Source organism: Brevibacillus sp. HB1.2 (genome assembly GCF_013332495.1).
Classification (GTDB): domain Bacteria; phylum Bacillota; class Bacilli; order Brevibacillales; family Brevibacillaceae; genus Brevibacillus; species Brevibacillus porteri.
On record NZ_JABMIU010000006.1, the window covers coordinates 83,367 to 105,854 of the forward strand.

The 22,488-nt window shown below is 43.1% G+C and carries 21 protein-coding genes; 15 read left to right on the top strand and 6 right to left on the bottom strand.

Features of this window, described 5'->3' with window-relative positions:
- Positions 1-575 precede the first annotated feature (575 nt).
- From HPY28_RS16340 to HPY28_RS16360, 5 genes are all read left to right on the top strand, one after another.
- Positions 576-1,475: a LysR family transcriptional regulator gene (locus HPY28_RS16340; protein WP_017252136.1), complete on the top strand. Its 900-nt coding sequence runs from the start codon at positions 576-578 to the stop codon at positions 1,473-1,475.
- On the top strand, positions 1,460-2,320 hold the full coding sequence (locus HPY28_RS16345) for a LysR family transcriptional regulator (protein WP_017252135.1): 861 nt from the start codon (positions 1,460-1,462) through the stop codon (positions 2,318-2,320). The genes HPY28_RS16340 and HPY28_RS16345 overlap by 16 nt, the downstream gene beginning before the upstream one ends.
- A gap of 631 nt (positions 2,321-2,951) precedes the next feature.
- Positions 2,952-4,652: a type 2 periplasmic-binding domain-containing protein gene (locus tag HPY28_RS16350; protein ID WP_017252134.1), complete on the top strand. Its 1,701-nt coding sequence runs from the start codon at positions 2,952-2,954 to the stop codon at positions 4,650-4,652.
- 35 nt (positions 4,653-4,687) lie between these two features.
- Positions 4,688-6,589 (top strand): sensor histidine kinase, encoded by a 1,902-nt coding sequence (locus HPY28_RS16355; RefSeq protein WP_026043376.1) that lies wholly within the window; start codon positions 4,688-4,690, stop codon positions 6,587-6,589.
- Positions 6,582-8,144: a response regulator gene (locus HPY28_RS16360; protein ID WP_017252132.1), complete on the top strand. Its 1,563-nt coding sequence runs from the start codon at positions 6,582-6,584 to the stop codon at positions 8,142-8,144. Before HPY28_RS16355 ends, HPY28_RS16360 begins: the two co-directional genes overlap by 8 nt.
- A gap of 428 nt (positions 8,145-8,572) precedes the next feature.
- Here HPY28_RS16360 and HPY28_RS16365 read toward each other — a convergent pair whose 3' ends face one another.
- From HPY28_RS16365 to HPY28_RS16385, 5 genes are all read right to left on the bottom strand, one after another.
- Positions 8,573-9,412, bottom strand: coding sequence for an alpha/beta fold hydrolase (locus HPY28_RS16365; RefSeq protein WP_017252130.1), 840 nt, complete (start codon positions 9,410-9,412; stop codon positions 8,573-8,575).
- 105 nt (positions 9,413-9,517) lie between these two features.
- Complete coding sequence (locus tag HPY28_RS16370) at positions 9,518-10,156, bottom strand: hydrolase (protein ID WP_017252129.1); 639 nt, start codon at positions 10,154-10,156, stop codon at positions 9,518-9,520.
- A gap of 474 nt (positions 10,157-10,630) precedes the next feature.
- On the bottom strand, positions 10,631-11,488 hold the full coding sequence (locus HPY28_RS16375) for a universal stress protein (protein WP_017252128.1): 858 nt from the start codon (positions 11,486-11,488) through the stop codon (positions 10,631-10,633).
- Positions 11,489-11,643: 155 nt separating this feature from the next.
- Positions 11,644-12,108 carry a Dps family protein gene (locus HPY28_RS16380; protein WP_017252127.1) on the bottom strand — a complete coding sequence of 155 codons (465 nt, stop codon included), beginning with the start codon at positions 12,106-12,108 and terminating at the stop codon, positions 11,644-11,646.
- Between the two features lie 108 nt (positions 12,109-12,216).
- Positions 12,217-12,861 carry a hydrolase gene (locus HPY28_RS16385; protein ID WP_017252126.1) on the bottom strand — a complete coding sequence of 215 codons (645 nt, stop codon included), beginning with the start codon at positions 12,859-12,861 and terminating at the stop codon, positions 12,217-12,219.
- A 271-nt stretch (positions 12,862-13,132) separates the two neighbouring features.
- Here HPY28_RS16385 and HPY28_RS16390 point away from each other — a divergent pair, with 271 nt between their 5' ends.
- The 10 genes from HPY28_RS16390 to HPY28_RS16435 all read left to right on the top strand — a co-directional run bounded on the left by HPY28_RS16390 (position 13,133) and on the right by HPY28_RS16435 (position 21,511).
- Complete coding sequence (locus tag HPY28_RS16390; RefSeq protein WP_017252125.1) at positions 13,133-13,309, top strand: XapX domain-containing protein; 177 nt, start codon at positions 13,133-13,135, stop codon at positions 13,307-13,309.
- 27 nt (positions 13,310-13,336) lie between these two features.
- Positions 13,337-15,163, top strand: a complete 1,827-nt coding sequence (locus tag HPY28_RS16395) for an amidohydrolase (protein WP_017252124.1) — start codon at positions 13,337-13,339, stop codon at positions 15,161-15,163.
- A gap of 61 nt (positions 15,164-15,224) precedes the next feature.
- Positions 15,225-15,419 carry a CDGSH iron-sulfur domain-containing protein gene (locus tag HPY28_RS16400; protein WP_017252123.1) on the top strand — a complete coding sequence of 65 codons (195 nt, stop codon included), beginning with the start codon at positions 15,225-15,227 and terminating at the stop codon, positions 15,417-15,419.
- A gap of 126 nt (positions 15,420-15,545) precedes the next feature.
- Positions 15,546-15,983 carry a hypothetical protein gene (locus HPY28_RS16405; RefSeq protein ID WP_017252122.1) on the top strand — a complete coding sequence of 146 codons (438 nt, stop codon included), beginning with the start codon at positions 15,546-15,548 and terminating at the stop codon, positions 15,981-15,983.
- Positions 15,976-17,184 carry an MFS transporter gene (locus HPY28_RS16410; RefSeq protein WP_017252121.1) on the top strand — a complete coding sequence of 403 codons (1,209 nt, stop codon included), beginning with the start codon at positions 15,976-15,978 and terminating at the stop codon, positions 17,182-17,184. Before HPY28_RS16405 ends, HPY28_RS16410 begins: the two co-directional genes overlap by 8 nt.
- Before the next feature lie 184 nt (positions 17,185-17,368).
- Positions 17,369-18,250 carry a LysR family transcriptional regulator gene (locus HPY28_RS16415; RefSeq protein ID WP_174230950.1) on the top strand — a complete coding sequence of 294 codons (882 nt, stop codon included), beginning with the start codon at positions 17,369-17,371 and terminating at the stop codon, positions 18,248-18,250.
- 14 nt (positions 18,251-18,264) lie between these two features.
- Complete coding sequence (locus tag HPY28_RS16420; protein ID WP_174230951.1) at positions 18,265-19,215, top strand: ring-cleaving dioxygenase; 951 nt, start codon at positions 18,265-18,267, stop codon at positions 19,213-19,215.
- On the top strand, positions 19,212-19,832 hold the full coding sequence (locus HPY28_RS16425; protein WP_017252118.1) for an alpha/beta hydrolase: 621 nt from the start codon (positions 19,212-19,214) through the stop codon (positions 19,830-19,832). Before HPY28_RS16420 ends, HPY28_RS16425 begins: the two co-directional genes overlap by 4 nt.
- Before the next feature lie 22 nt (positions 19,833-19,854).
- Positions 19,855-20,973, top strand: coding sequence for a low temperature requirement protein A (locus HPY28_RS16430; protein ID WP_174230952.1), 1,119 nt, complete (start codon positions 19,855-19,857; stop codon positions 20,971-20,973).
- A 25-nt stretch (positions 20,974-20,998) separates the two neighbouring features.
- The gene (locus HPY28_RS16435) at positions 20,999-21,511 is read left to right on the top strand and encodes a GNAT family N-acetyltransferase (protein ID WP_017252116.1); all 513 of its coding nucleotides are present in this window, start codon (positions 20,999-21,001) and stop codon (positions 21,509-21,511) included.
- 81 nt (positions 21,512-21,592) lie between these two features.
- Here HPY28_RS16435 and HPY28_RS16440 read toward each other — a convergent pair whose 3' ends face one another.
- On the bottom strand, positions 21,593-22,486 hold the full coding sequence (locus tag HPY28_RS16440; protein ID WP_174226055.1) for a LysR family transcriptional regulator: 894 nt from the start codon (positions 22,484-22,486) through the stop codon (positions 21,593-21,595).
- Between the last annotated feature and the right edge of the window lie 2 nt (positions 22,487-22,488).

Below are 22,488 nucleotides of genomic sequence, written 5' to 3' on the forward strand. Positions count from 1 at the left end.
GACAGGTTCCTCATATAATGTTAACAAAGTCCAGCAATTACCACGATCACGCTCATCACCACCAGCGGGTGAACACTCCAGCAAATGCATAAGTGCGCCGGTGCTTTCCCGCCTTTATTTTTTTGCTGAATTGCGAAACGGGAGGCCTTCTATGCCAAGACCGAGGATCAAGCTCCACAACGCGAAGGACATGCCGGCGACGACCAGTTCAAACACGACTACGACAACGACGGATTCGACGGGTAAAAAGCCATGAAGCGACGGTATCGCGTTGACTTGCTGCTGAATGAAATCGTGGAATCTCCCGAGTAATGACGAATTAAAGGAGATAATCGATGACGATACCATCGACTATACAATACGAATAGCCAAGCTTTGCGAACTACTTTCTCTGACGATTGGGGGAAGTAAGCAAGGGGCATAGGGGTAAGTGGACGGGAGTGGCGCAGCACACCTTCGCCCTCCCTTCATCACTCCGCTTGTTCGGTTCGGACAGACGATTAATGAATGAACGGGTGAAAGTTTGTATTTGATCTTCACTTTCCTAATTTGGACTAACTAAGGGGGGACACACTGTGGAATTGCGCCAGCTTGAATATTTTATTCAAATTTGCAAATCAGGAAGTTTCACCAAAGCTAAAGAAGAATTAGGTGTGACTCAGCCTACATTAAGTCAGCAAATGCGGGTTTTGGAAGATGAGTATAATATTCAATTGTTCGATCGGGGAAGTAGGGGAGTTGAAGTAACGGAAGCGGGAAAAATTCTCTTGAATAAGGGCAACGCTATTATGAATCTTCTTGAGGAGGCGCGAAATGAAATAAATGGCCGAAACAAGAAATCTAGAGAAACAATTTCTATTGGATGTTGTCCTACTGAACTTGAATATCTTGCTCCTTACTTTATGAGATTTCACCAAAAGTACCCGAATATTTTATTGAAAATTATCGATGCAGAAGATGCCGAGAAAAAAGTTTTGGAGCAAGAGGTAGATATTGGAATCACTGCATATCCGGTTTCTAATGCTTCGGTCATTTCAACTTATTTGTATAGACAAGAAATGGCGCTATTGATTCACTCAGAACATCCTTTGGCAGATAAATCTTCGATTCCTTTTCGATCTTTGAAGCAAATGAATTCGATCATGTTCCGAGAACAAAACAAATCATTAATTGATATGTATTGTTTCTCTTGTGGTTTTACCTTGAAGTCGAAAATAGAAACGTCCTCCGCTTCAGTATTGATTCATTGGGTTCGTCATGGACTTGGAGCAGCTCTTATACCAACATCTTTGCTCGAAAATCTATGGGACGATTCTTTGCGTATTGTCAAATTAGAAGGCCACACTCCTTATTGGGAAATATCTCTTGTATATCTTAATTCCGTTACTATGAGGTCCACTGCACGCATATTCATTCAAGAGATGAATTCATATGTAAGAGAGGATGAGGTGAATCTTTCATGTTCAGGCAATTAGAATGTTTCATTCAAATTTGTAAAGAAGGAAGCTTTACTAAGGCGGCAGAAGTTTTAATGACTTCTCAACCTACGTTAAGTCAACAGATCCGTTCTCTAGAGGTAGAAGTTGGAACCCCTTTGTTTGAGAGAGTTGGTAGAGGGGTAAAGATTACAGCTGACGGGGAAATACTTTACGAAAAAGCTCTTTCCGTGATGAGGCTCATTGAAGAATCGAAGAAAGAAACTTACGAGTTACGCAATGCTCGGGCAAATAAACTTTCGATAGGGATTTCGCCCATGGACTTTTTTTGTTTAGCACCCCGTTTTTTGAAATTCCATGAACAGTATCCTGACATTACATTCAAATTTACCAGTGCAGAAAATACATCACAGCAATTATTGAATAGTAGTATCGATATTGGCATTACCGACAATTATAATCCAAATAAAGAAATTCATTTGATGCACCTGTATAAAGAAGAACAAGCATTGGTCGTTTATGCAGATCATCCATGGGCAGATCGAACCTTTGTTTCTTTTCAAGAGCTTGAAGATTTAGAATCTCCCTTATTTGTTGGGGATATAAGTTTAATCGAGCATCTTCATACATTCAGCGCTAAAATCGCCAAATCCTTGCAATCAAAGTTTGAGTCAACTTCCACGGCAATTCTTCTTTCTATGGTACTGCATAAGATGGGGGTAGCTATTTTGCCTACTTCTTTAATTGAAAACTTTTCTGGTCAGCAATTGAAAATGATTCGTCTCGTCGCTCCAACGCCTGTTCGTGAGATCAAGCTTATTTTTAAAAAGTATCATTACAATAATCCTTCTGTTCAAAAATGTATCGATTTTTTTCTAGAATAATCAAAAAAGTTTGCAGGCTACGGCCATCGCAAATAGGGCATTATGAGGCTTAAACGCTACCTAGATTTACCTCCCAACCCCTATAGAAACCTTTTCCGAAAAAGAAAAGATACAATCGAGCGAAGCTTCGTGGATACCAAACAGCTCTATAGGAGCAACTTCTCACCCAGAGAAGTTTTATGCAACGGCTGAAGGGTGTTTTCCTTAGAAAGAGGCGGCAGGGAAGATAGATAGATAGATGCCAGCGTGCTGGATATATAGATATTAGCTATACAATGTATAGAGAGGAAGAAGTTGTTTTCCAATTTATTTTGCCCTATGATAGGAATCAAGTAAATGTTTTCCATATACACCGTACCGGTAGGCGCATTTGGTATTTGGAAAGAGTGTCTTACTACGCTGGAGATTATGAATTATAACTAGAATTTCATAGCTAATGAAAGCGAGCCAGGACGAAGGAATATTTCCTTGTCATGCTCGCTTATTCGCGTTGTCGGCATAGGAAATCTGGCCTGCATATAATGTGAGCGTGGGCTCTTTCCTTCTGCTTGCAGTAACTTTTATACTAGAAGGATATATTACAATAATAGGATATTAATTTCACCGCTGTACAGACAAAGGAGAAATATGGATGGATAAAATGCGTAAATCAGCAATGCTATTACTAGCTCTGATGATTTGTTGGACGTTAGCGGCTTGTTCCGGGAACACTAACACGTCGGGCAATGGCACTGCTGAGGATCATGCGAACTCGAACGCTAATCTTGTGGTGGCAAATGCATCTCAAATAAAGCCTTCTCCGGATGAGCCTGCCTGGAAGCTGGACACAACACCGATCACGTTTGACTGGTATATCAACTTCGATTGGTTCACCGGCAAGTGGGGAGGAAACGTCGTTTCCGATTATATAACGAAGAAGACGGGCGTGAGTTTGAACTTTATCGTGCCAACTGGCGACGCCGGCGAGAAGCTCAACACGATGATGTCAGCAAGGTCGCTCCCTGACTTCATCACGTTAGGCTGGTACGAGGATGCCGTGCAGAAGATGATTAATGGAGATATGGTGCTTCCATTGAATGAGCTAGCCGATCAGTATGATCCTTATTTCTTTAAAGTCGCAGACCCCGCGAAGCTTAGCTGGTTTACACAGGCTGACGGCAATGTGTATAGCTATCCGAATGCATCTTCATCCCCTGCGGATTATCGAAAATATGGTCAGCTTTTTACGTCTAATCAGACCTTTGTTGTTCGGAAAGACATATATGAAGCACTTGGGAAGCCGGATATGAGCACGCCGGAAGGGTTTCTCGGTGCGCTGAAGGCTGCGAAGGAGAAGTTTCCGGAAGTGGACGGTCAGCCGCTCATTCCGATCGGCCTGCATGAATTTACGGAAACTGGCAACTATTCGTTGGAATCGTATCTTCAGGACTTCCTGGCTATTCCGCAGCAGAAAAACGGCAAGCTGTACGACCGTCGAAGCGATCCAACCTATCTGAAATGGCTAAAGGTGTTCCGCCAAGCGAATGAGGATGGGCTGATGCCGACAGATGTCTTTCTTGATGAAAAACGATGGGAAAAGGATGAAAAAATATCGCAAGGGCGCTATTTTGCCATGCTGTATCAGTGGTCTGATTTTTCAGATATTAACCAAAAGTTGTATCAGAAGGACCCGAATAAGGTGTATATCGCGATTGATGGTCCGGCGAATGATGCGAATGATGCGCCAACACTTGCAGGAAATGGCATCTCCGGTTGGACGGTGACGCTCATTTCGAAGAATGTCAAAGATAAGAAGCGGGCAATTGCCTTCCTCAGCTATTTGCTCAGCGAAGAGGGAAATAAGGATCTGTTCTTAGGAAAGAAGGGCGTTACTTACGATACGATAGACGGCAAAGATCAGTTCCTACCGGAGGTCATGCATCTCCTCAACACCGACAACCAAGCGTTCGATAGAAAATATGGCGGTAATTATATGTACTGGATGCTAATGGATACGAACATGAAGCTAGCTTGGATGATGGGGATGGATGCTGAGCCTTCCAAACAAATTGCCGATTGGACGAGGGGCAAGACGATCAGCATGAGCGAGTTCGAAAATCTGGATCCTGACCCGACGACGAAGGAAGGTATTGCGTTTGAAAAAAACACGCGGCTCTGGGCCGAAACGCTGCCGAAACTGTTGATGTCCAAGTCGGATGCCGAATTCGATCAACTGTTCACCAAATTCATGAAGAGCACTACCGAGGATCCCGAGTATGAATTCATCCTAGCTAGCCGCCAAGCAGCTTATGAACGAAATGTACAGAAGCTGAAGTCGTCGCTCAATCAATAGTTGTATAAAGGAAGCAGCAGGATGTGAAACAGGAGATGCGATTCACGGCAATCCGATGGTTATTGGGGATACGTGCACTTACGATTAAACTTTCGCTTCAAGTCAAACTGATTCTGTCATTTGTATTCGTTATCTTTATACCGGTTGTTCTATTCTCCTGGTATACGCTCAATGAAGAGTCCGCCAGTGCAATGAAAGAATTGACGGAGAACAACGAGAATGTGCTGGAAGTAGAGAAGATAAACATTGATAATAACATAGAACTGATGAGATGGACCGGTCAGCTTGCGTTATCCAATCGGGAAATGAACAATTACTTGCAAATTGAACAGTTTCAGGATACAGCATATGTTCTTCATATTAAGAAAGATGTGGTCAACAGCTTTCAATATTTTCTGTTCAACAATCCACGAATTGCGAATGTCCGGTTGTTCACGGACAACCTTTATGTGAATGAGATTTGGCCCGTCATCCTACAGGAATCACGTATTCAGGACAAGCCTTGGCATGATGAGGTGATGAAGCAAAGCGGTGTGCCTTGGTGGGAGATACAGGAGAACGTCGCCCTCACCAGTGCGCCATCCGAACCATCGCAGAATGAGCCCTTCATGACGTACTTGCAGGAATTCAAATATGCGGACAACGTAACACATAACGGAATTCTAGAGATATCGATGAAGTTGTCGAATTTCTTCTCTCAAACGTTCAGTAGCGTGCAGGACATGAACTCTCAGCTGATCGTAGTAGCAAGGGGCGGACGGGTATTCAGCTTGAAGGAGTCACCTGTGTTCGAACAGCACAGCGCGGAGCAGTTGATAAACAGCGTGAAGCTGACGAGCAATACAGATATCGAGACGGTACGGTTCGAGGTTAATGGGCAGTCCTACATGGCATTTCAAAGCTACATTCCGTCGATCGACGTACATTTGGTCAATATGGTTAGTCTTGCGGAGACGATGGAAGGCATTAACCATTCAAGAGTTCGTTATATTGTACTCATTTCGTTACTAGTGGCATTTCTCGTACTGCTATCTTACTCGATGCAGGCGATGATTTTGCGCAGGCTTAAGGCGTTAAGAGAATCGATGCAACAGGTAAGAAGCGGTAACTTCAACGTTGAGATACCGCTGATTACCGGTACCGATGAGGTAGGAGAGTTGGGCTTTCATTACCGTATGCTTATACTAAAGATTAACGAGCTCATTCAAGAGCAGGCAGCTAGGCAGGCTGCAGGTAAAGAAGCCGAGCTTCGGGCGCTGAAGAACCAGATAGATTCCCACTTCCTCTACAATACGCTGGAGAACGTCAAGATGCTGGCGGAGATTGAAGGGCAGTACCTTATATCGGACATAATGACCTCGCTAGGCGGTATGATGCGATATTCGATGGAATGGAAGCGGGATTACGTGATGCTAAGCGATGAGATCCAGCAGGTCCAGCATTATGTAGCCGTCATGAACATCCGTTATGATGGAAGACTTGATCTCCGATTGATGATTGCACCGGAATGCCTCAAGCAGGAATCGCTCAAAATGTCACTGCAGCCCGCAGTCGAGAATGCAATCAAGCATGGGATGAGCCTCATGCATTCCAGCGACGGAAATCTTGTCATTACGATCTCTGCCGTCCGGCGTGATCAAGCTTGTGTCATAGAGATCACTGACAGCGGCTGCGGCATACCGGAAGAGAAGCTAGGCTTATTGAATCAAATGCTACGAATGGAAGAGTCCGCTTACCAGGAGGTCCGGCAATTGTTTGTTCGTAAGGATAACCAGGAAAGCAATGGAATCGGTCTGCGTAATGTGGACCAGCGTTTAGTGATGAGCTATGGGGCGGAATATGGTATTCAGATCGAGAGTCAGGAAGGAAGCTATACACGCATTATCATGATTTTGCCGTATCGAGTCATGGGAAGGAGAATGGACATCTATGATTAGCTTGCTTATCGTCGACGATGAGAAGATCATTCGGAGGGGCTTGCAATCGATAATTGAGAGGCAGTTTCCTAATCTGTTCAACTACCGATTTGCCGAGAATGGACAAGAGGCGCTGGAGCTGCTTCGCCAGGAGCCTGCGGATATTATGTTCACAGATATCCGAATGCCAATTATGGATGGGATCGAACTGCTCGAACAGCTGCAAGACCATCCGGTTAAACCCGAGGTAGTATTGCTGTCTGGCTATAATGACTTCGAATATGCGCAGAAAGGAATTCGCTGTGCTGCGAAGGATTACCTCATAAAGCCTGTGGTGCGGGAGGAGTTATTTGCCGTCCTGGAGCAATTAATGCGGGACATAAGGATGAGAGAAGAGAGAGCAAACAAGGCGGGCGAAGATGCCAGCCTTTTTGCTGCCGAGCTAGTTACCATGCATTTGACCCAGAAGGATGTGGGTGATGCTATAAAACAGAACAAACTGAAGCAGGCCGGTTTAAGCTGGTTGAATGCAGGATATACGCTGGGCTTGCTTACGCGACGCGGTGGAGGATCACAAGCTAGCAGTACGGATGCTGCTTCTTTCAGGAATCAAATCGCTGAGCTGTTACAAGGGCATATGGATTGGATGCTCACGCGTGATGGAAAAGGCGGAACGATTATGATCGCACGCGATCCGGTTTTGTTCTACCAGTTGGCACAACGGTGGAGGTTGAGTGTATATGAGCCGCAGCTGCGAATTTCGATTAGTGATTCTGTTCAAGGGATAGAGCAGATAAGGTGGGCATACAACCAAGCGAAGCAAACCTTGAAATACGGTATTCTGCTTCCAGAACTCGATGTGCTGAACTACACCATTATAAGTGAACGCAATGAGCGGCATGTCGTTCCTGTTGAGTTGATTCAACGAATATTGAATCTCTTTGGAATGGGACGCGGGGATGAAATCAAACAGCTTCTCGATCAAATCCTCGATGTTCGCATTATTAGCAGCTGTGAGATCGGCTATCTGGAACGTATAAGCCAGCTACTCAACGAGGAGCTGTTCGACAAGTTGTTCCGCATCTACGGGTATAAGGTACTCTTTCTATTAAGTACGTACGCCCATGTTGGTCACATCGGGAACTTCGATCGATTTGAAGATTATTACATAGCCATCGAGCAGCTTCTCGATAGTCTGGATCGGTTCATCCAAGATCGGAGAGAGCAAGCGCCGACGGAACAAAATACGATGCAAAAAGTTCTCACCTACTTGCAGACGCATTATGCCGAAGATTTGAACATGGCGGTCGTGTCCAACCATTTCTCACTCAATTACTCGTATTTCAGCCATGCTTTCCAAGAATATAGCGGTGAGAGTTTCTCGAACTATGTTCGCCGGTTAAGGTTGAACAAGGCGAAGGAACTGCTGGTGCACTCCGATTTGAAGGTGTACGAAATCAGTGATCAGGTTGGATTCGATAATGTGAAGCATTTTACGAGAATATTCAAGGATACTGAAGGCATCACAGCGCTGGAATTCCGAAGGCAGCGAAGACTGTTTGAAGCCCAAGTATGAGCAAAGATTGCACTGAACTTACCAGGACCCTCAAATCATGCGACTACTCTTAACTCGTTGATCCTTGGCGAGTCCTTCTTCACCATACCGGTCGTGTCACGTCACCGTTTCAGGCTGTGCTTAGGCTTCTTATCGATGGCATCCAGGTCAAAGCAGCCGGGGTTGCCTCCAACTTTCTAATCTGCTCTTCTGTAAATAAGGCTCGTTTCAGCTTTCCCATTTTCGTCTCGCTCCTCATCCATACCTAGATTATAAAAAATGACCCACAAGAGGGTCATTTTTTCAAAGTGTCCTTCTTATAGGTCACAGTTCACACCTTTTCATCAATTCTATGGGTCCTAGTTTATTTTAACTCTCGGCTTTATTCCAATATGAAAAGTCTCGAAGGGCTTTATATGAAATAACTGATGATTCCCGAGACTGTTCATTCATTTTGTATTAAGGAAGTGAATCAAAGCGGTATTGAATTCTTCAGGGTGAGTCGCGTTCAAACCATGTGGTCCACCTTCAATTACGACGAGTTGACTGCCTGCAACAGCTTCGTGGGACAGTTGACCACTTACCTCAAGCGGCACGATCGCATCAGAATCGCCATGGATAACAAGCAATGGGATATTAAATTTCGCCAAATCGCCACGGAAATCCGTCCGGCCGAAGGCATCAATGCAATCCAGCGTCCCCTTTGGCGAAGCATAAGAAGCAATATCAAGGTTGTATGCACGGAAGGACTCGCTCACCAGGTCGGTTCTATCCCCGGCTTTAAAGAAATTGTGACTGAAGCCGTCAAGGAAGGCGAGACGGTCTTTTTTCAAACCGTCTTGGAAGCCCTGAATGGTGGCTTCATCCAGACCGCCTTCCGGATGCTCGGCAGATTTATAAAAGAACGGCGGAACCGCAGCAGCCAACACGGCTTTTTTGACACGGCTTGATCCGTATGTGCCAACATAACGGGCAACCTCTCCGCCACCCATCGAAAATCCGACCAGTGTTACGTCGTTAAGGTCTAGATGTATAATTAGCTTATGGAGATCCATCGCAAACGTATCATAGTCGTAACCGTTCCACGGTTGGGAGGATTGTCCGAATCCGCGGCGGTCATAGGTAATCACGCGGTAACCTGCTTCGATGAGCGCTGGAACTTGACTCTCCCAGGAGCGCCCGCTCAGTGGCCAGCCATGTACTAAAATCACAGGTTTGCCTGCGCCAAGATCCTCAAAGTACAATTCAATGGGTTGCCCGTTTTCTGTTCCGACTTTTAATTTAGCCATGCTTTTCACTTCCTATTAGAATTGGTTTTAGCATAGTACACTCACTTTAGGCATATTCCACAAGCTAAGACAGTCATAATCAAACTGTTTTTGGGATGAATAGGCTTATCCCCCGTGGCCGCCAAACATCGTTTGGGCATAAACAACACCCACACCATAAGCTCCGCTGTGTTCCATTACGATCGACATAACTGCGTCATATGTTTCTTCGCGTGCCCAATCGCGTTGGTACTCAAGCAGAACAGCCTGCCAGGTAACGGGGATTGCTCCTGCTTGTATCATGCGTTGAATGGACATGTTATGCGCTTCCGTAGTCGTCCCACCTGAAGCATCCGTTACAATGTAAACTTCATATCCTTCTTTGATGGCTGCAATTACAGGGAAAGCAAGGCAAACCTCCGTCCAAAGTGCTGCCATGATGAGCTTTTTACGGCCTGTTTTCTTCACAGCTTCTACGAAATTTTCGTCTTCCCAAGAATTCATTGTTGTACGGTCAATCGGTTTATGATCTGGAAATACCTCTTGAATATGCGGATGAATCGGGCCTGAGAATGTTTCCGCAGCTACAGTCGTAAGAATGATGGGTGCATTGAAAACTTTAGCTGTCTTGGCCAATCCAACCGTATTGTTAATGATAGTTTGGCGGTCAGCACTTTGAACACCAAAGAGCATTTGAGGCTGGTGGTCTACAAGAATAATTGCAGAGTTATCAGCCGTAAGTAAATCTGTCTTCCCGTTAAACATACTAATATCCCTACCTTTTCCAGATGTGATTACAACAGGAATTCCTGCTGCATGTACTCAGTCTATTGAAATGCAATTGCGCAAACAATATTCAATTTCCTATATATTCCATAGAAGAATACTATAAATATCAAAAGAATTTTATAAAGTATTTGCATAAGCAATTCCTATGGCTGTTTCTGGAAAGTAATTTGCGTTATCGAGCATCTTCTTTGTGCATGATTAGAAGGGGGACGTCAATATTGTTTGAACAATTCCCCGAAGAAGACGGAATCATTACGTTTCGACCAGTTGGTGGGACAATCGAGTACGGGGAAGATAGCAAGTCGGCAGTCAAAGGGCTTATCGGTCTGAGGGGGAGTGTACAAAACAAGCAGCTAGAGTTCAGGGAGTTCCTGGAGTTACTAATTAAGTATCGGGAGGTCCGTTTATCCATCAAAAAAGGGCTGAGAGTGTTTCTCTCAACCCTTTTCACTATTTCACAATCAGAAGAGGAATCTTCGATTGATGGATCAGCTTGTATGTCACACTGCCCATGATTTGTTCGGCCATCCAGTTCAATCCTTTGTATCCCAACACGATCACGTCTGCTTTTTCGTCTTCGGCCACTTCATTGATGATCTGTGTCGGATGGCCAATCGCTACTTTCTTCCTGTAAGGAAATTGTTCATGCATAAACAGGTTTTCATATTCCAACAGGAGTTCTTCCCCTATGCGTACCAGCTCTTCCCTATCTTTCCTGACCATGTCTGCCAACACGGGAGAGTAGAGCACCGGGGGAGTGACTACATGCACGAGGATACATCTTGCGTTCGTTTTTCTTGCGAGATGCAGCGAAATTTGCGCAGCTCGATGTGATGTTTCAGAACCGTCTACGGCAACCAGTATGGTTTTGATTTCTTCCGACTTTTCATAACCGTTCGGAACCAATAGTACTGGGCAGGATGCTTTTTTCAGTACCGCGTTGCTTACGCTACCCAGGAGAAAACTCGTAATCGGACCACGTTCGTGTGTTCCCATTATGACTAGATCATGTTCGTCTGCGTATTTCGCAATCACTTGAGAGGGTTCCCCGAATTCATACTCAAGTGTATGGGGAAGGTGGTCCTGTTCAACTGATTGCAGCGTTTGTGTTAAAGCAGCGACCGCATCTTCCTTAAGGATCTCCTCAACAACTTTTCGTCCTACGTAATGGATTACTCTGGAAGATGCGAGGGGACGAATAACGTGGAGAAGAGATAAGGCCTGACCTTCTTCCAGAAGAGTTTTAGCAAAAGAGATCGCCTGTGCGGAAACGTTGTCTGAGTCGATAGGCACCAATAATTTATTCATATATACACCGCCTGCTCTTATTTGTCATTATTGTATTGGTTATCGATCGATAATGAGCTCGGGAAACTATAACTCAACAAATAAACACAGCAAAGGTTGTCATCCGTGAATCGACAACCCTTGCTGTGTTAACATGAAGAATTGTTATTCATATCTTAACGATCATTGAAAGCTTTAAGCATCCATATATTTTTCGCAACTGTGCTGTGGATCGCAAGCAGCATGTCGGCTGTTGTTTCATCATTCGCGTTCCCAGCCTTCTCCATCCCTACCTTCAGCTCCTCGACAACAATGTTGAAATCCTCAATCAAAGCATCGATCATCTGCTCGGCACTCTCATTGCCCCTGGCCTCCTTAATGCTGGAGATCTCCAGGTAGCGCTTCATGGTTGCTTCTGGTTTGCCTCCTAAAACGAGCACACGCTCGGCAAGATCATCGATGTAGAGTGCCGCTTCTTCATAGAACTCTTGGAATTTTGTGTGCAGTGTGAAGAACTGAGAGCCTTTCACATACCAGTGAAAGTTGTGAAGCTTTACATACAGCACGTTCCAGTTTGAAACTTGTTTGTTCAAAATATCCTGAATCTCTTGAATTGTTTTATTTTCTACCGTAGTTTTCATGTAGGAACACTCCATTATAAAAGTGACATTACTTCTGTTCTCATATGGCGTTGCATCTATCATCGTTGGCTTGTTTTAACGGATTTCAGCCGGCTAAAACTTTGAAAATCATACTGCTCCCTCGTGCCCACCAAACATAGTATGGGCATACAATACACCTACGCCGTAAGCGCCGCCATGTTGAATAACAATTTCCATAACGGAATCGTAAGTATCTTGGCGAGCCCAATCACGTTGATACTCGAGAAGAACAGATTGCCAAGTAACCGGAATCGCCCCTGCTTGGATCATACGCTGTATGGACATGTTATGCGCCTCTTGAGTGGTTCCGGCAGAAGCGTCAGTTACAATGTAAACTTCGTAGCCGTCTTTAATCGCCGACAGTGTAGGAAAAGCAAGACAAACTTCTGTCCACAATGCAGCGATAATCAGTTTCTTTCGGCCTGTCTTTTTTACAGCAGCTAAGAAGTTTTCATCTTCCCACGAATTCATGCTTGTCCGGTCGATAGGTTTTTGATCGGGAAAAACCTCTTGAATTTGCGGATGGAGTGGACCCGAGAAAGAATTAGCGGCAACGGTAGTTAAAATGATCGGCGCTTGGAATACTTTCGCCGTTTTAGCCAGCCCCACTGTATTGTTGATCACGGTTTGCCTATCGGCGCTTTGTACTCCGAACAGCATTTGCGGTTGGTGGTCGATAAGGATGATGGCAGAGTTGCTGGGTGTAAGCAAATCAGATTTGTCATTGAACATGTATTATTCCCAACTTTCTTTTTTAAATTTGCGACAGCATTTCGTCGCATGTATTTATAGTATTGAAAACCAAATACTTCAATCAATTCTGTTTTCTATATAAAAGATATAGATAGATCCTATGGTTTGAAAGTCTATCAAAACATAGGATCTCCTTATAGTTTATATAGATATACCCATATTGATAGATACTTTATGACGCTAATATAATCAGGGCGAAAGGGCGAAAGAACCTTTTAGTCCAGAGTCTTCCGAGAGAGGAGGCACATTTATGTGGTCTTTATTATTAGCGCTAGGTACCGGGATTGTGATTGGAGTTGTTTTTCAATCCCTGCGTATACCGTCGCCGGCCCCTCCAATGTTAGGGTTGATAGGGCTCATTGGCATGTTTCTAGGACAACGGCTTATCCCATGGATTAAATTGCTGCTGAATCATCAATCATCTTAATAACTCAACTTAGGAGGGGATAAAGGGATGTCGAATGAGACTAACATGATAGAGGCTGACCTATTGATTTTCAACGCTAACATTGTGACGATGGACGAATCTAACCCCATGGCAACGGCAGTAGCTATTAAGGGAGACCGTTTTTTAGCCGTAGGCAGTGATTCCGACATTATGCAGTATAAAGGACCTGTAACGGAAGTCGTGGATGGAAATAAACGCCTTCTGATTCCAGGATTAAATGATTCCCATATTCATCTCATACGTGGTGGATTGAACTATAACCTCGAACTTCGTTGGGATGGAGTGCCATCGGTTGCCGACGCCTTGCGTATGTTAAAAAATCAAGTGGACCGCACGCCTGCACCCCATTGGGTTCGGGTTGTAGGCGGATGGACAGAGTTTCAATTTAAGGAGCGCCGGATGCCGACATTGGATGAAATCAATCTGATTGCTCCGGAGACTCCGGTATTCATTCTTAACTTATACCGACAAGCCTTTTTGAACAAAGCAGCCTTGCGGGTAGTTGGGTATACGAAGGATACCCCTAATCCGCCGGGCGGAGAAATTCAGCGTGATAGTAACGGCAATCCGACTGGAATGCTAATTGCAAGACCGAATGCAACGATATTGTATGCCACTCTTGCAAAGGGACCAAAGCTTTCCTATGAAGATCAGTTGAATTCCACACGGCTGTTTATGCGGGAATTAAATCGCTTTGGAATTACGAGTGTAATTGATGCTGGCGGTGGTTTCCAGAACTACCCCGATGATTATCAAGTTTATGAGGAACTGGATAAACGTGGGGAGATTACCGTCCGTACGGCATACAATCTTTTTACCCAACACCCAAATCATGAACTGGACGATTTTCAATCATGGACAGCCACTTCGCAGCCTTATACAGGCAGCCCTTACTATCGTCACAACGGCGCGGGTGAAATGCTGGTTTACAGTGCGGCTGATTTCGAAGACTTCGTTGAGCCCCGTCCGGAATTGCCTGCTGTGTTGGAGAATGATTTATTCGGGGTAACCAGACATCTGGTGCAACAACGATGGCCTTTCCGGCTCCACGCAACGTATGGTGAATCGATCTCACGTTTCCTCGACGTGTTTGAACGTGTCAATAAAGAAGTTCCATTTAAAGATTTACGCTGGATTTTAGACCATGCTGAAACGATTCGTGAGAAGGATTTGGAACGTGTCGTCGCTTTAGGTGGTTCGATTGCCGTCCAAAACCGGATGGCTTTTCAAGGAGAATATTTCGTTGATAGGTACGGAGCGGAGGCAGCGGAAAACTCACCTCCCATTACGAAGATGCTTACGGCAGGATTGAGAGTAGGTGTAGGTACAGACGCTACAAGGGTAGCCAGTTATAACCCGTGGGTTGCCCTCTACTGGCTGGTTACTGGAAAAACGCTTGGTGGGCTTAGCTTGTACCCTGCTTCTAATCGGTTAGACCGCCATCAAGCGCTTCGTATGTATACAGCCGGAAATGCTTGGTTCTCGAGGGAGGAGGACGTAAAGGGAAAAATTAAAGCAGGCCAATATGCGGACCTGTCGATCTTGTCTGATAATTTCCTCCAAGTTCCAGAAGAAGAAATCAAGAGAATCGAATCGGTGTTTACGGTCGTAGGCGGAAAGATTGTTTATGGATCACTTGAATTTCAAAAACTATCACCCCCGGCTCCTAAAGCCAGTCCGGACTGGGCACCACACAATTACTTTGGTGGTTACTATAAGGCCTCAAATCATGGAGGCGGTGGTGGCGCCGCGTTACATATGCCCCATAGTCATCATAAATGCAATCATCATCACGGCAACGGTTTTTGCGACTTGGATTGCTTCGTGTTCTGATGGAACTTCAGAGGGGTTGCACAAAAGTAAAATAGATTCGAATTCGAAAGGGAATGAGCGAATGTCCAATGTAACAATTAAAGTGATAGACAACGGTCCGTTGCGTGTAACGGGTAATGTAGAATTGGTGGATGCAGAAGGGAACCGCTTTGAGACAAAAGAATCTTTCATTCTTTGCCGCTGCGGACTATCAAACCAAAAGCCATTCTGTGACTTGACACACAAAGGAAAATTCGAAAGCACTACTCGGGCTTAATGAATCTAAAAGGTATCGTGGCGGGGTCATGAGTGACCCCGTAACCTTGCAAGAGTGCTTTACTGAAGTCAGGCGGTCGCTAACAGCTTCTTGACTTGATTCTAATGATTAACAGGGGGCATTTTAATGGGTGTACGCTTTTTGAAAATGGCAGTTATATATATTGTTGTTGGTATTAGTATCGGTGTTTACATGGGTACAACACTGAATTTTGCATTAACTAGCGTACATGCTCATGCGAATCTTTTTGGGTGGGCAACAATGGCTCTTTGCGGGTTTACCTATTTACTTTTTCCAAAAACATCAAAATCTCGTCTGGCTAAATGGCACTTCTGGTTACATGGCCTCGGCTTACCTGTAATGCTTATTACGCTAACCTTAATGGTCCACGGCTATGCACCGGATTGGATTATTATGTTAAAGCGGATTGGTGAAGCTGTGGCTGGAACCGGTGTCTTGATATTTGCTATCAATGTCTTTTCTAACGTAAAGGCGTCTGACATTCAAAATAAACGTAATGATGATGTTTCCATGAATAAAGCAGGGGGAGAACATTTTGGGTAACGAACAATTTGTTAGATCGTCAAATATCGCATTCATTACCGGAATCCTTTTCTGGTGTACTTTAGTTGTTGTATCGTGTGTGTATTTAACTATTCCATTAATAGCAGTGTTTGAAGATGCATTCAAAGTGTCGTCTTCGCAAGCTGCTTGGAGTAGCAGTGCCTTCTCGCTTGCTTTTGCAGGTGGGGGTCTACTGTTTGGAGTGTTATCAGATCGATTTGGACGAAAAAAAATGATGCTATCGGGGTTATTATTGCTTACGGTAATAACACCACTAATAGGTAATGTCGACAGTTTTTCTTGGCTTGTTGCTCTTCGGGCCTTGCAAGGTTTAGCGGCATCGATGTTCCCTCCGTCTGTTTTGGCTTATGCGATGGAAATGTTTCCGTCTGAAAGAAGAGCAACCATTATCGGGTTTATTAGTACGGCTTTTTTAATGGCCACTATCGTTGGACAAATATATAGCAGCTTTGTTGTTTTGGAATTAGGAAATTGGTCCTATGTATTCTACCTACTTTCCGCAGTATATGGAATATCTTCTATCTTGCTTACCTTTTTTATACCAAACGACAAAATACAGCAAACAAATGGCAGCTTTGTTACTTCTTTTTTGCGGGTAGGCGATATTTTCAAACGAAAAGGATTGCCTCTGTGCTACATCGTTTCCGCTTCACTCTTTATTTCGCTTGTCGGATTTTTCGCGACTCTTGGAAGTTACTTAAGCAGCCCACTCTTCGGGTTAAGTCATCAAGATATTCTATGGGTTCGTGCGATTGGTATTTTGGGTATGGCAGTTTCTCCGTTTGCCGGAAGATTGGTTACAAAAATTGGTGTCAAGAACGTATTATGCTGTGGATTAATCTTAGCTGGAAGCGGTTTAGGATTGTTAGGTTTGAGTCTTAACCTCATTTATCTAATTTCGATGAGTGTTGTATTTGTACTGGGAATAGCTATGGCTCTTCCATCATTAATCTCACTAATCGGTCACATGGCTGGGGAAATCCGAGCAATTGCGGTTTCGTTTCATATGTTTATGGTGTTCATAGGCGCTTCTCTTGGGTCGATCCTTTCCATTTACTTAATAGATTTCGGGGGCTATTTATTCACTTTTGAAATCTTGGCAGGATTATTGTTCTTAAGCATGATTGTGCCCTTTTTTATTCATTTGGAAGAACACAAGGACTTGGAAAAAACTAAATAAACTAATTAAACTAAATCACGATATTCATAACCAAATATATATGACCCTTATGATTTATATTCATTTTAGTAATTCATAAGTATAGTGTATTATGGGCATATGAAATCGTGATATAGACACATGTGTCTATATCACCTCAATTTCACATGATCTGTTAAATGCCATCATGACCTGGGGTGAAATAGTGGTAATTCGACAACTTGAATATTTTATTCAAATATGCAAAGCGGGAAGTTTCACTAAAGCTGCGGAAGTATTGATGGTTTCTCAACCTACATTAAGTCAACAGATTCGTTTGCTGGAGCACGAATTTGGAGTCTCGTTATTTGATAGAGTCGGAAGGGGAATAGAAATAACTGAGGCAGGGAAAATCCTATTTCAGAAAAGCATCGCCATAATGGGAATGATTGAAGAAGCTCGCAAAGAAGTGTCACAATTAAAACATATGAAGAGAAACGACCTCATCATTGGTATCTCTTCCAGCGACTTGATTTATCTAAAGCCAAGAATCTATAAATTTCAAGAACAATATCCGTATATTTCAATAAAACTTACTGACCTGCAAGATAACACGAAACAGTTACTGCGAAACAAAATAGATGTTGGCATATCCATTTATCTCAAAACATGCAATCAGGTCGATAGTATCCACTTATTCGACGAAGAACTAGTGCTAGTCGTTTCGGAAGATCATCCTTGGGCAGAAAAATCAGTCATTCCATTTCGAATGCTTACCAATTTACAATCCGTCTTGTTTGTTAAAGATTTCAAAATACGAAAAAAACTTTATGAATATGCAAAAAAGTTAGGCATTTCTCTGTATATCAGCGTAGAAACGACATCAACATCAAACTTGCTTAATATGGTTCAGTCCAAAGTAGGTGTAACCATTCTATCCTGCCATCTCGTTAAAAGTTATGACTGTCCAAATATCAAATTGATCCGTCTAACCGATCCTACACCTACTTGCAAGATTAAGCTTATCTACCCTAAGTATAAAGTGATGCCTCATACAACGAAAGCCTTTATCGATTACATGTCGGAATTCATTATAGACCCTTATTAAAGGAGTGAACTCATATGACATTAGAAACGGCAGGGATCCATCACATTACAGCATTTGCACGTAATCCGCAGGAGAACGTCAATTTTTATGCAGGCATACTCGGTCTTAGGCTCGTTAAGAAAACCATCAACTTTGACGCTCCAGAGGTTTACCACCTTTATTTCGGTGATAAATCAGGAAGTCCTGGCTCCATTATGACTTTTTTTCCTTGGCGTAACTCTCGGCGGGGAGAAATTGGTGGGGGGCAAGTAGGTATAATTACGTTTGTCGTGCCGCACGGCTCACTTGACTTCTGGGAAAAGCGACTTAATAGCTTTGACATTACCCCAATGAAAGCAACCAGGTTTCAAGAAACTTACCTTCAGTTTAGGGATAACGATGGGCTTCATCTTGAACTTGTTGAGCGCGAAGAAGGAAGAAGCAACAGTTGGTCATTTGGCGGAATTCCTGCGAACAAAGCGATTATAGGATTCGGCGGTGCTGTTCTGCTCAGCGTAAACGCAGAGAAGACGATGCATGTGCTCGAACATGTAATGGGGCTGAAAAAAGTAGGAGAAGACGCCGGATATTCACGTTTTCAAGCTTCTGGAGATATCGGGAATCTGATCGATATTCCTCTTGATAATCAGAAGTGGGGGCATGGAGGAGCTGGTACGGTTCATCACATTGCCTGGCGTGCGAAAGACTTCCAGGAGCATGAGCAATGGCAACAAAAAGTAACTGAGAGAGGGTATAAACCAACTCATATTATAGATCGGCAGTACTTCAATGCGATTTATTTCCGGGAGGACGGCGGTATCTTATTTGAAATTGCAACTGATCCTCCAGGTTTTGCACGCGATGAAGCTCCCGAATCTTTAGGTGAAAAATTGATGCTCCCGGAGTGGTACGAATCCGAACGTGAGAAAATTGAAGCTAACTTGACCTCAATCGAAGTGAGAGTGCTTAAAGGGGACAAGAGATGAGACACATCTTTGAAAAGGGCGGCGATTTACACGCACCCACACTTGTCCTTTTTCACGGGACAGGCGGGACGGAGCAAGATTTGTTGCCACTGGCAACACTCGTTTCCCCAAAATCGTCCATTCTCTCCTTAAGGGGAAATGTGCTGGAAAACGGAATGCCACGTTTCTTTAAACGAATCTCGGAAGGCGTGTTTGACGAAGAGGATTTAGTATTCCGCACCAAAGAAGTGAATGAATTCTTGAACCAGTCGGCCAAGGAATACGGGTTTGATCGCGATAATTTGGTTGCTATTGGCTATTCGAACGGAGCGAATATCATTGCGAGCCTTCTTTTCCATTATCAAAATGTGTTCAGAGGAGCGATCCTTCATCATCCGATGATTCCATTGCGCGGTATCCAATTGCCGGATTTGTCTAATGCTACCATTTTTATCGGTGCCGGGAAAAATGATCCGATTTGTTCCCCACATGAGACAGAGGAGCTCCAAAGCTTGCTGCGTGATTCGGGAGCTGTTGTAAGAGTTCATTGGGAAAACAACGGTCACCAATTAATCTATAACGAAGCGAAAGCAGCTGCAATTTGGTTTAGGGAAAAATTTCAAAATCAATCGGTATGAAGGAGACGTCCTTAACTTTTATATGAGAGCAAATAAAGGAAGTACTGAGATTGTAGGCGAGAAAAAAGTAACTTGGTTGGAACTTTTTTATGATTTGCTTTTTGTAGCGGCAGTGTCAAAAGCAAACCATGTCTTGTTACATTCTAGCCATGGGACCATTTCCGTTGAATACTTAATCAAATTTGTTTTAATATTCATTCCAATCTGGTGGAGTTGGGTGGGACAAACACTCTTTAATAATCGCTTTGGCCAGGATATTAGTAATCATCGGATTTTCATGGTCTTTCAACTGTTTTTTGTTCTAATTATGACAGCAAGCCTATCCGTCAATTTTGATCGATACTATATTCCCTTCTTTGTAGGCTATATTGGATCGAGAGCACTGACAGCCATTCAATATCTTACGGTACACAAATCAAATCGAACACATCAGCGAATGACCGCCAAATATTTGGGGACTTACTTTTGGATAGGCATACTCATATCTACCTTCTCGCTTTTCTTTGACTCATGGATCCGTTATGTGATTCTGTATGCTGGAATAGCTGTAGATATCATGCTGCCATTATTCAGCCGGCGGTACCTGATCATTACACCCACACATACCCATCACTTATTGGAGCGCTTTGGATTATTTACACTTATTCTTATAGGTGAGTCGGTTATTAGTATCCTAACGGTCTTGCAGTCTAGTAGCTGGACCTGGACATCTATTTTGTTCGCCTTATTTACATTTGTATTGGTGATTGCAATGTGGTGGCAGTATTTTGATAATCTGGAGAGAAAAGTGAGTAAGGAGATACAAACAGCCGGCCAAACGATTATTTATGGTCATTTATTCATTTATGTATCCATGGGCTTTATAGCTGCTTCGATCCAATTACTTTTTCAGCAGCAACTACATTATCCACTTATGTTGGATTTTATTTTCGGGGCGGTTCTGCTTTATTTTATTTCAACATCATTTGTTTTCCACCGATACAGACCGAAACATACAAGGCTGCGAGCCCGCTCTTTGGCGGTATTATTAGGACTGCTCGGATGTTTCTATGCGTTGGACAACATTTTTTACGTACCTAATTATATTGTAATTGGAGAAATAATGATGTTCTTTATCATCTATGCGAAAGTAACAACTTGAGGATTATATGGGAGAGTGAAAGATATTGAGTGATGATTCTAAGCAATATGTAGGGAAAGATATCGATGTTATATTTCACCCGGGAAGATGCGTTCATTCGGCAAAATGTGTTAGTGGGTTACCCGGAGTATTTAATATTAAAAAGAAACCATGGGTTCATGTTGAGGGAGAAACGGCTGATAAAATAGCATCTCAAATAAATCATTGTCCGAGTGGTGCGTTGGAATATGTATGGAAATCACACCTTTTGAATGGGGGAAAACAAATGTTCGAAATTAAAGAAGGTACAAACGGTTTTTATGTTGGAGAAGAGGATCATAAAGAAGCTGAAATTCATTATGTTCAAAATGGAAATCATATTATTATAGTAGATCACACGATCGTTTCCGATAGTCTAAAAGGTCAAGGTGTAGGACAGGCGTTAGTGAAGAGATTAGTCGAATTCGCTCGGACGAAAGGGATTAAGATTATGCCATTATGTCCTTTTGCCAAAAGTCAATTTGACCGCCATGAAGATTATGCTGATGTACTGTTGTAATAAAATATAGGTCAAATGATTCTAGGAACTATGTAAAAAAGTCGCGCAGCACTGTGCTGTTTCGCGGCTTTTTTACGGAGGTTATTTGAATCTAGTAAAGAATTGCGGAAATAATTGCAGGGCAATTTCAATGAATAATTTTACAGAAATCCCACTATCCTCAAACGACAAAACGGCCATATGAATATTACGATACACTGGGGGATCAAGTTTTCGTATCAGGACGTTTTCAGATAAATGTTCCAGGGTTAATTCAGGCATGATTGCGATACCGAGTCCCTCATGAACCAAATTAATTCCTGTCATGTAGTTATGGATTTCGTATCTCACTTTCGGTTTCCCGCGGGATTTTTCAAACCAATCTATAACTGGAGTTTCAAATCCTGATTTACAAAAAATCAAAGACTGATCCAAGAGATCTGTTGCTTGAATCATATTTTTTGTAGTTAAAGGATGTTCCTTGTTTAGCACAGCATACATTTCTTCTTGGTGTAGTGGAAAGGTGTTGAATTCCTTATCTGGTGGACAAGCAATGATAAAGCCGATATCAATACGTTGAGTATCGATCCATTCTTTCACTTCGGTTACAGTTCCTTCTAAAACGGTAAATTCGATATTCGGATATTTTTTAGTTATGTTGCTGATAATTTTAGGGACGAAATAAGAGGAGGCCTCAGGAAATGCGCCTATTTTGACTATCCCTTTTTCAAGTCCCAATTCATGAGCAATTTCCTGATCAACCTTTTCATAATCGGATAAAATGGCTCTAAAAATACGTATGATGCGTTCGCCTATAGGTGTAAGCATGACTCCACGACGACGATTTCGAATCAAAAGAGTCACCCCAAGTTCGGTCTCAAGACCGTTAACTGCTTTACTTACAGCAGGTTGAGTCATATTCAATTCTTTTCCAGCTTGTGTGAAACTCTTTGTATCAGCAATTTTAACCATTAATTGCAATAATGATTTATTCATAA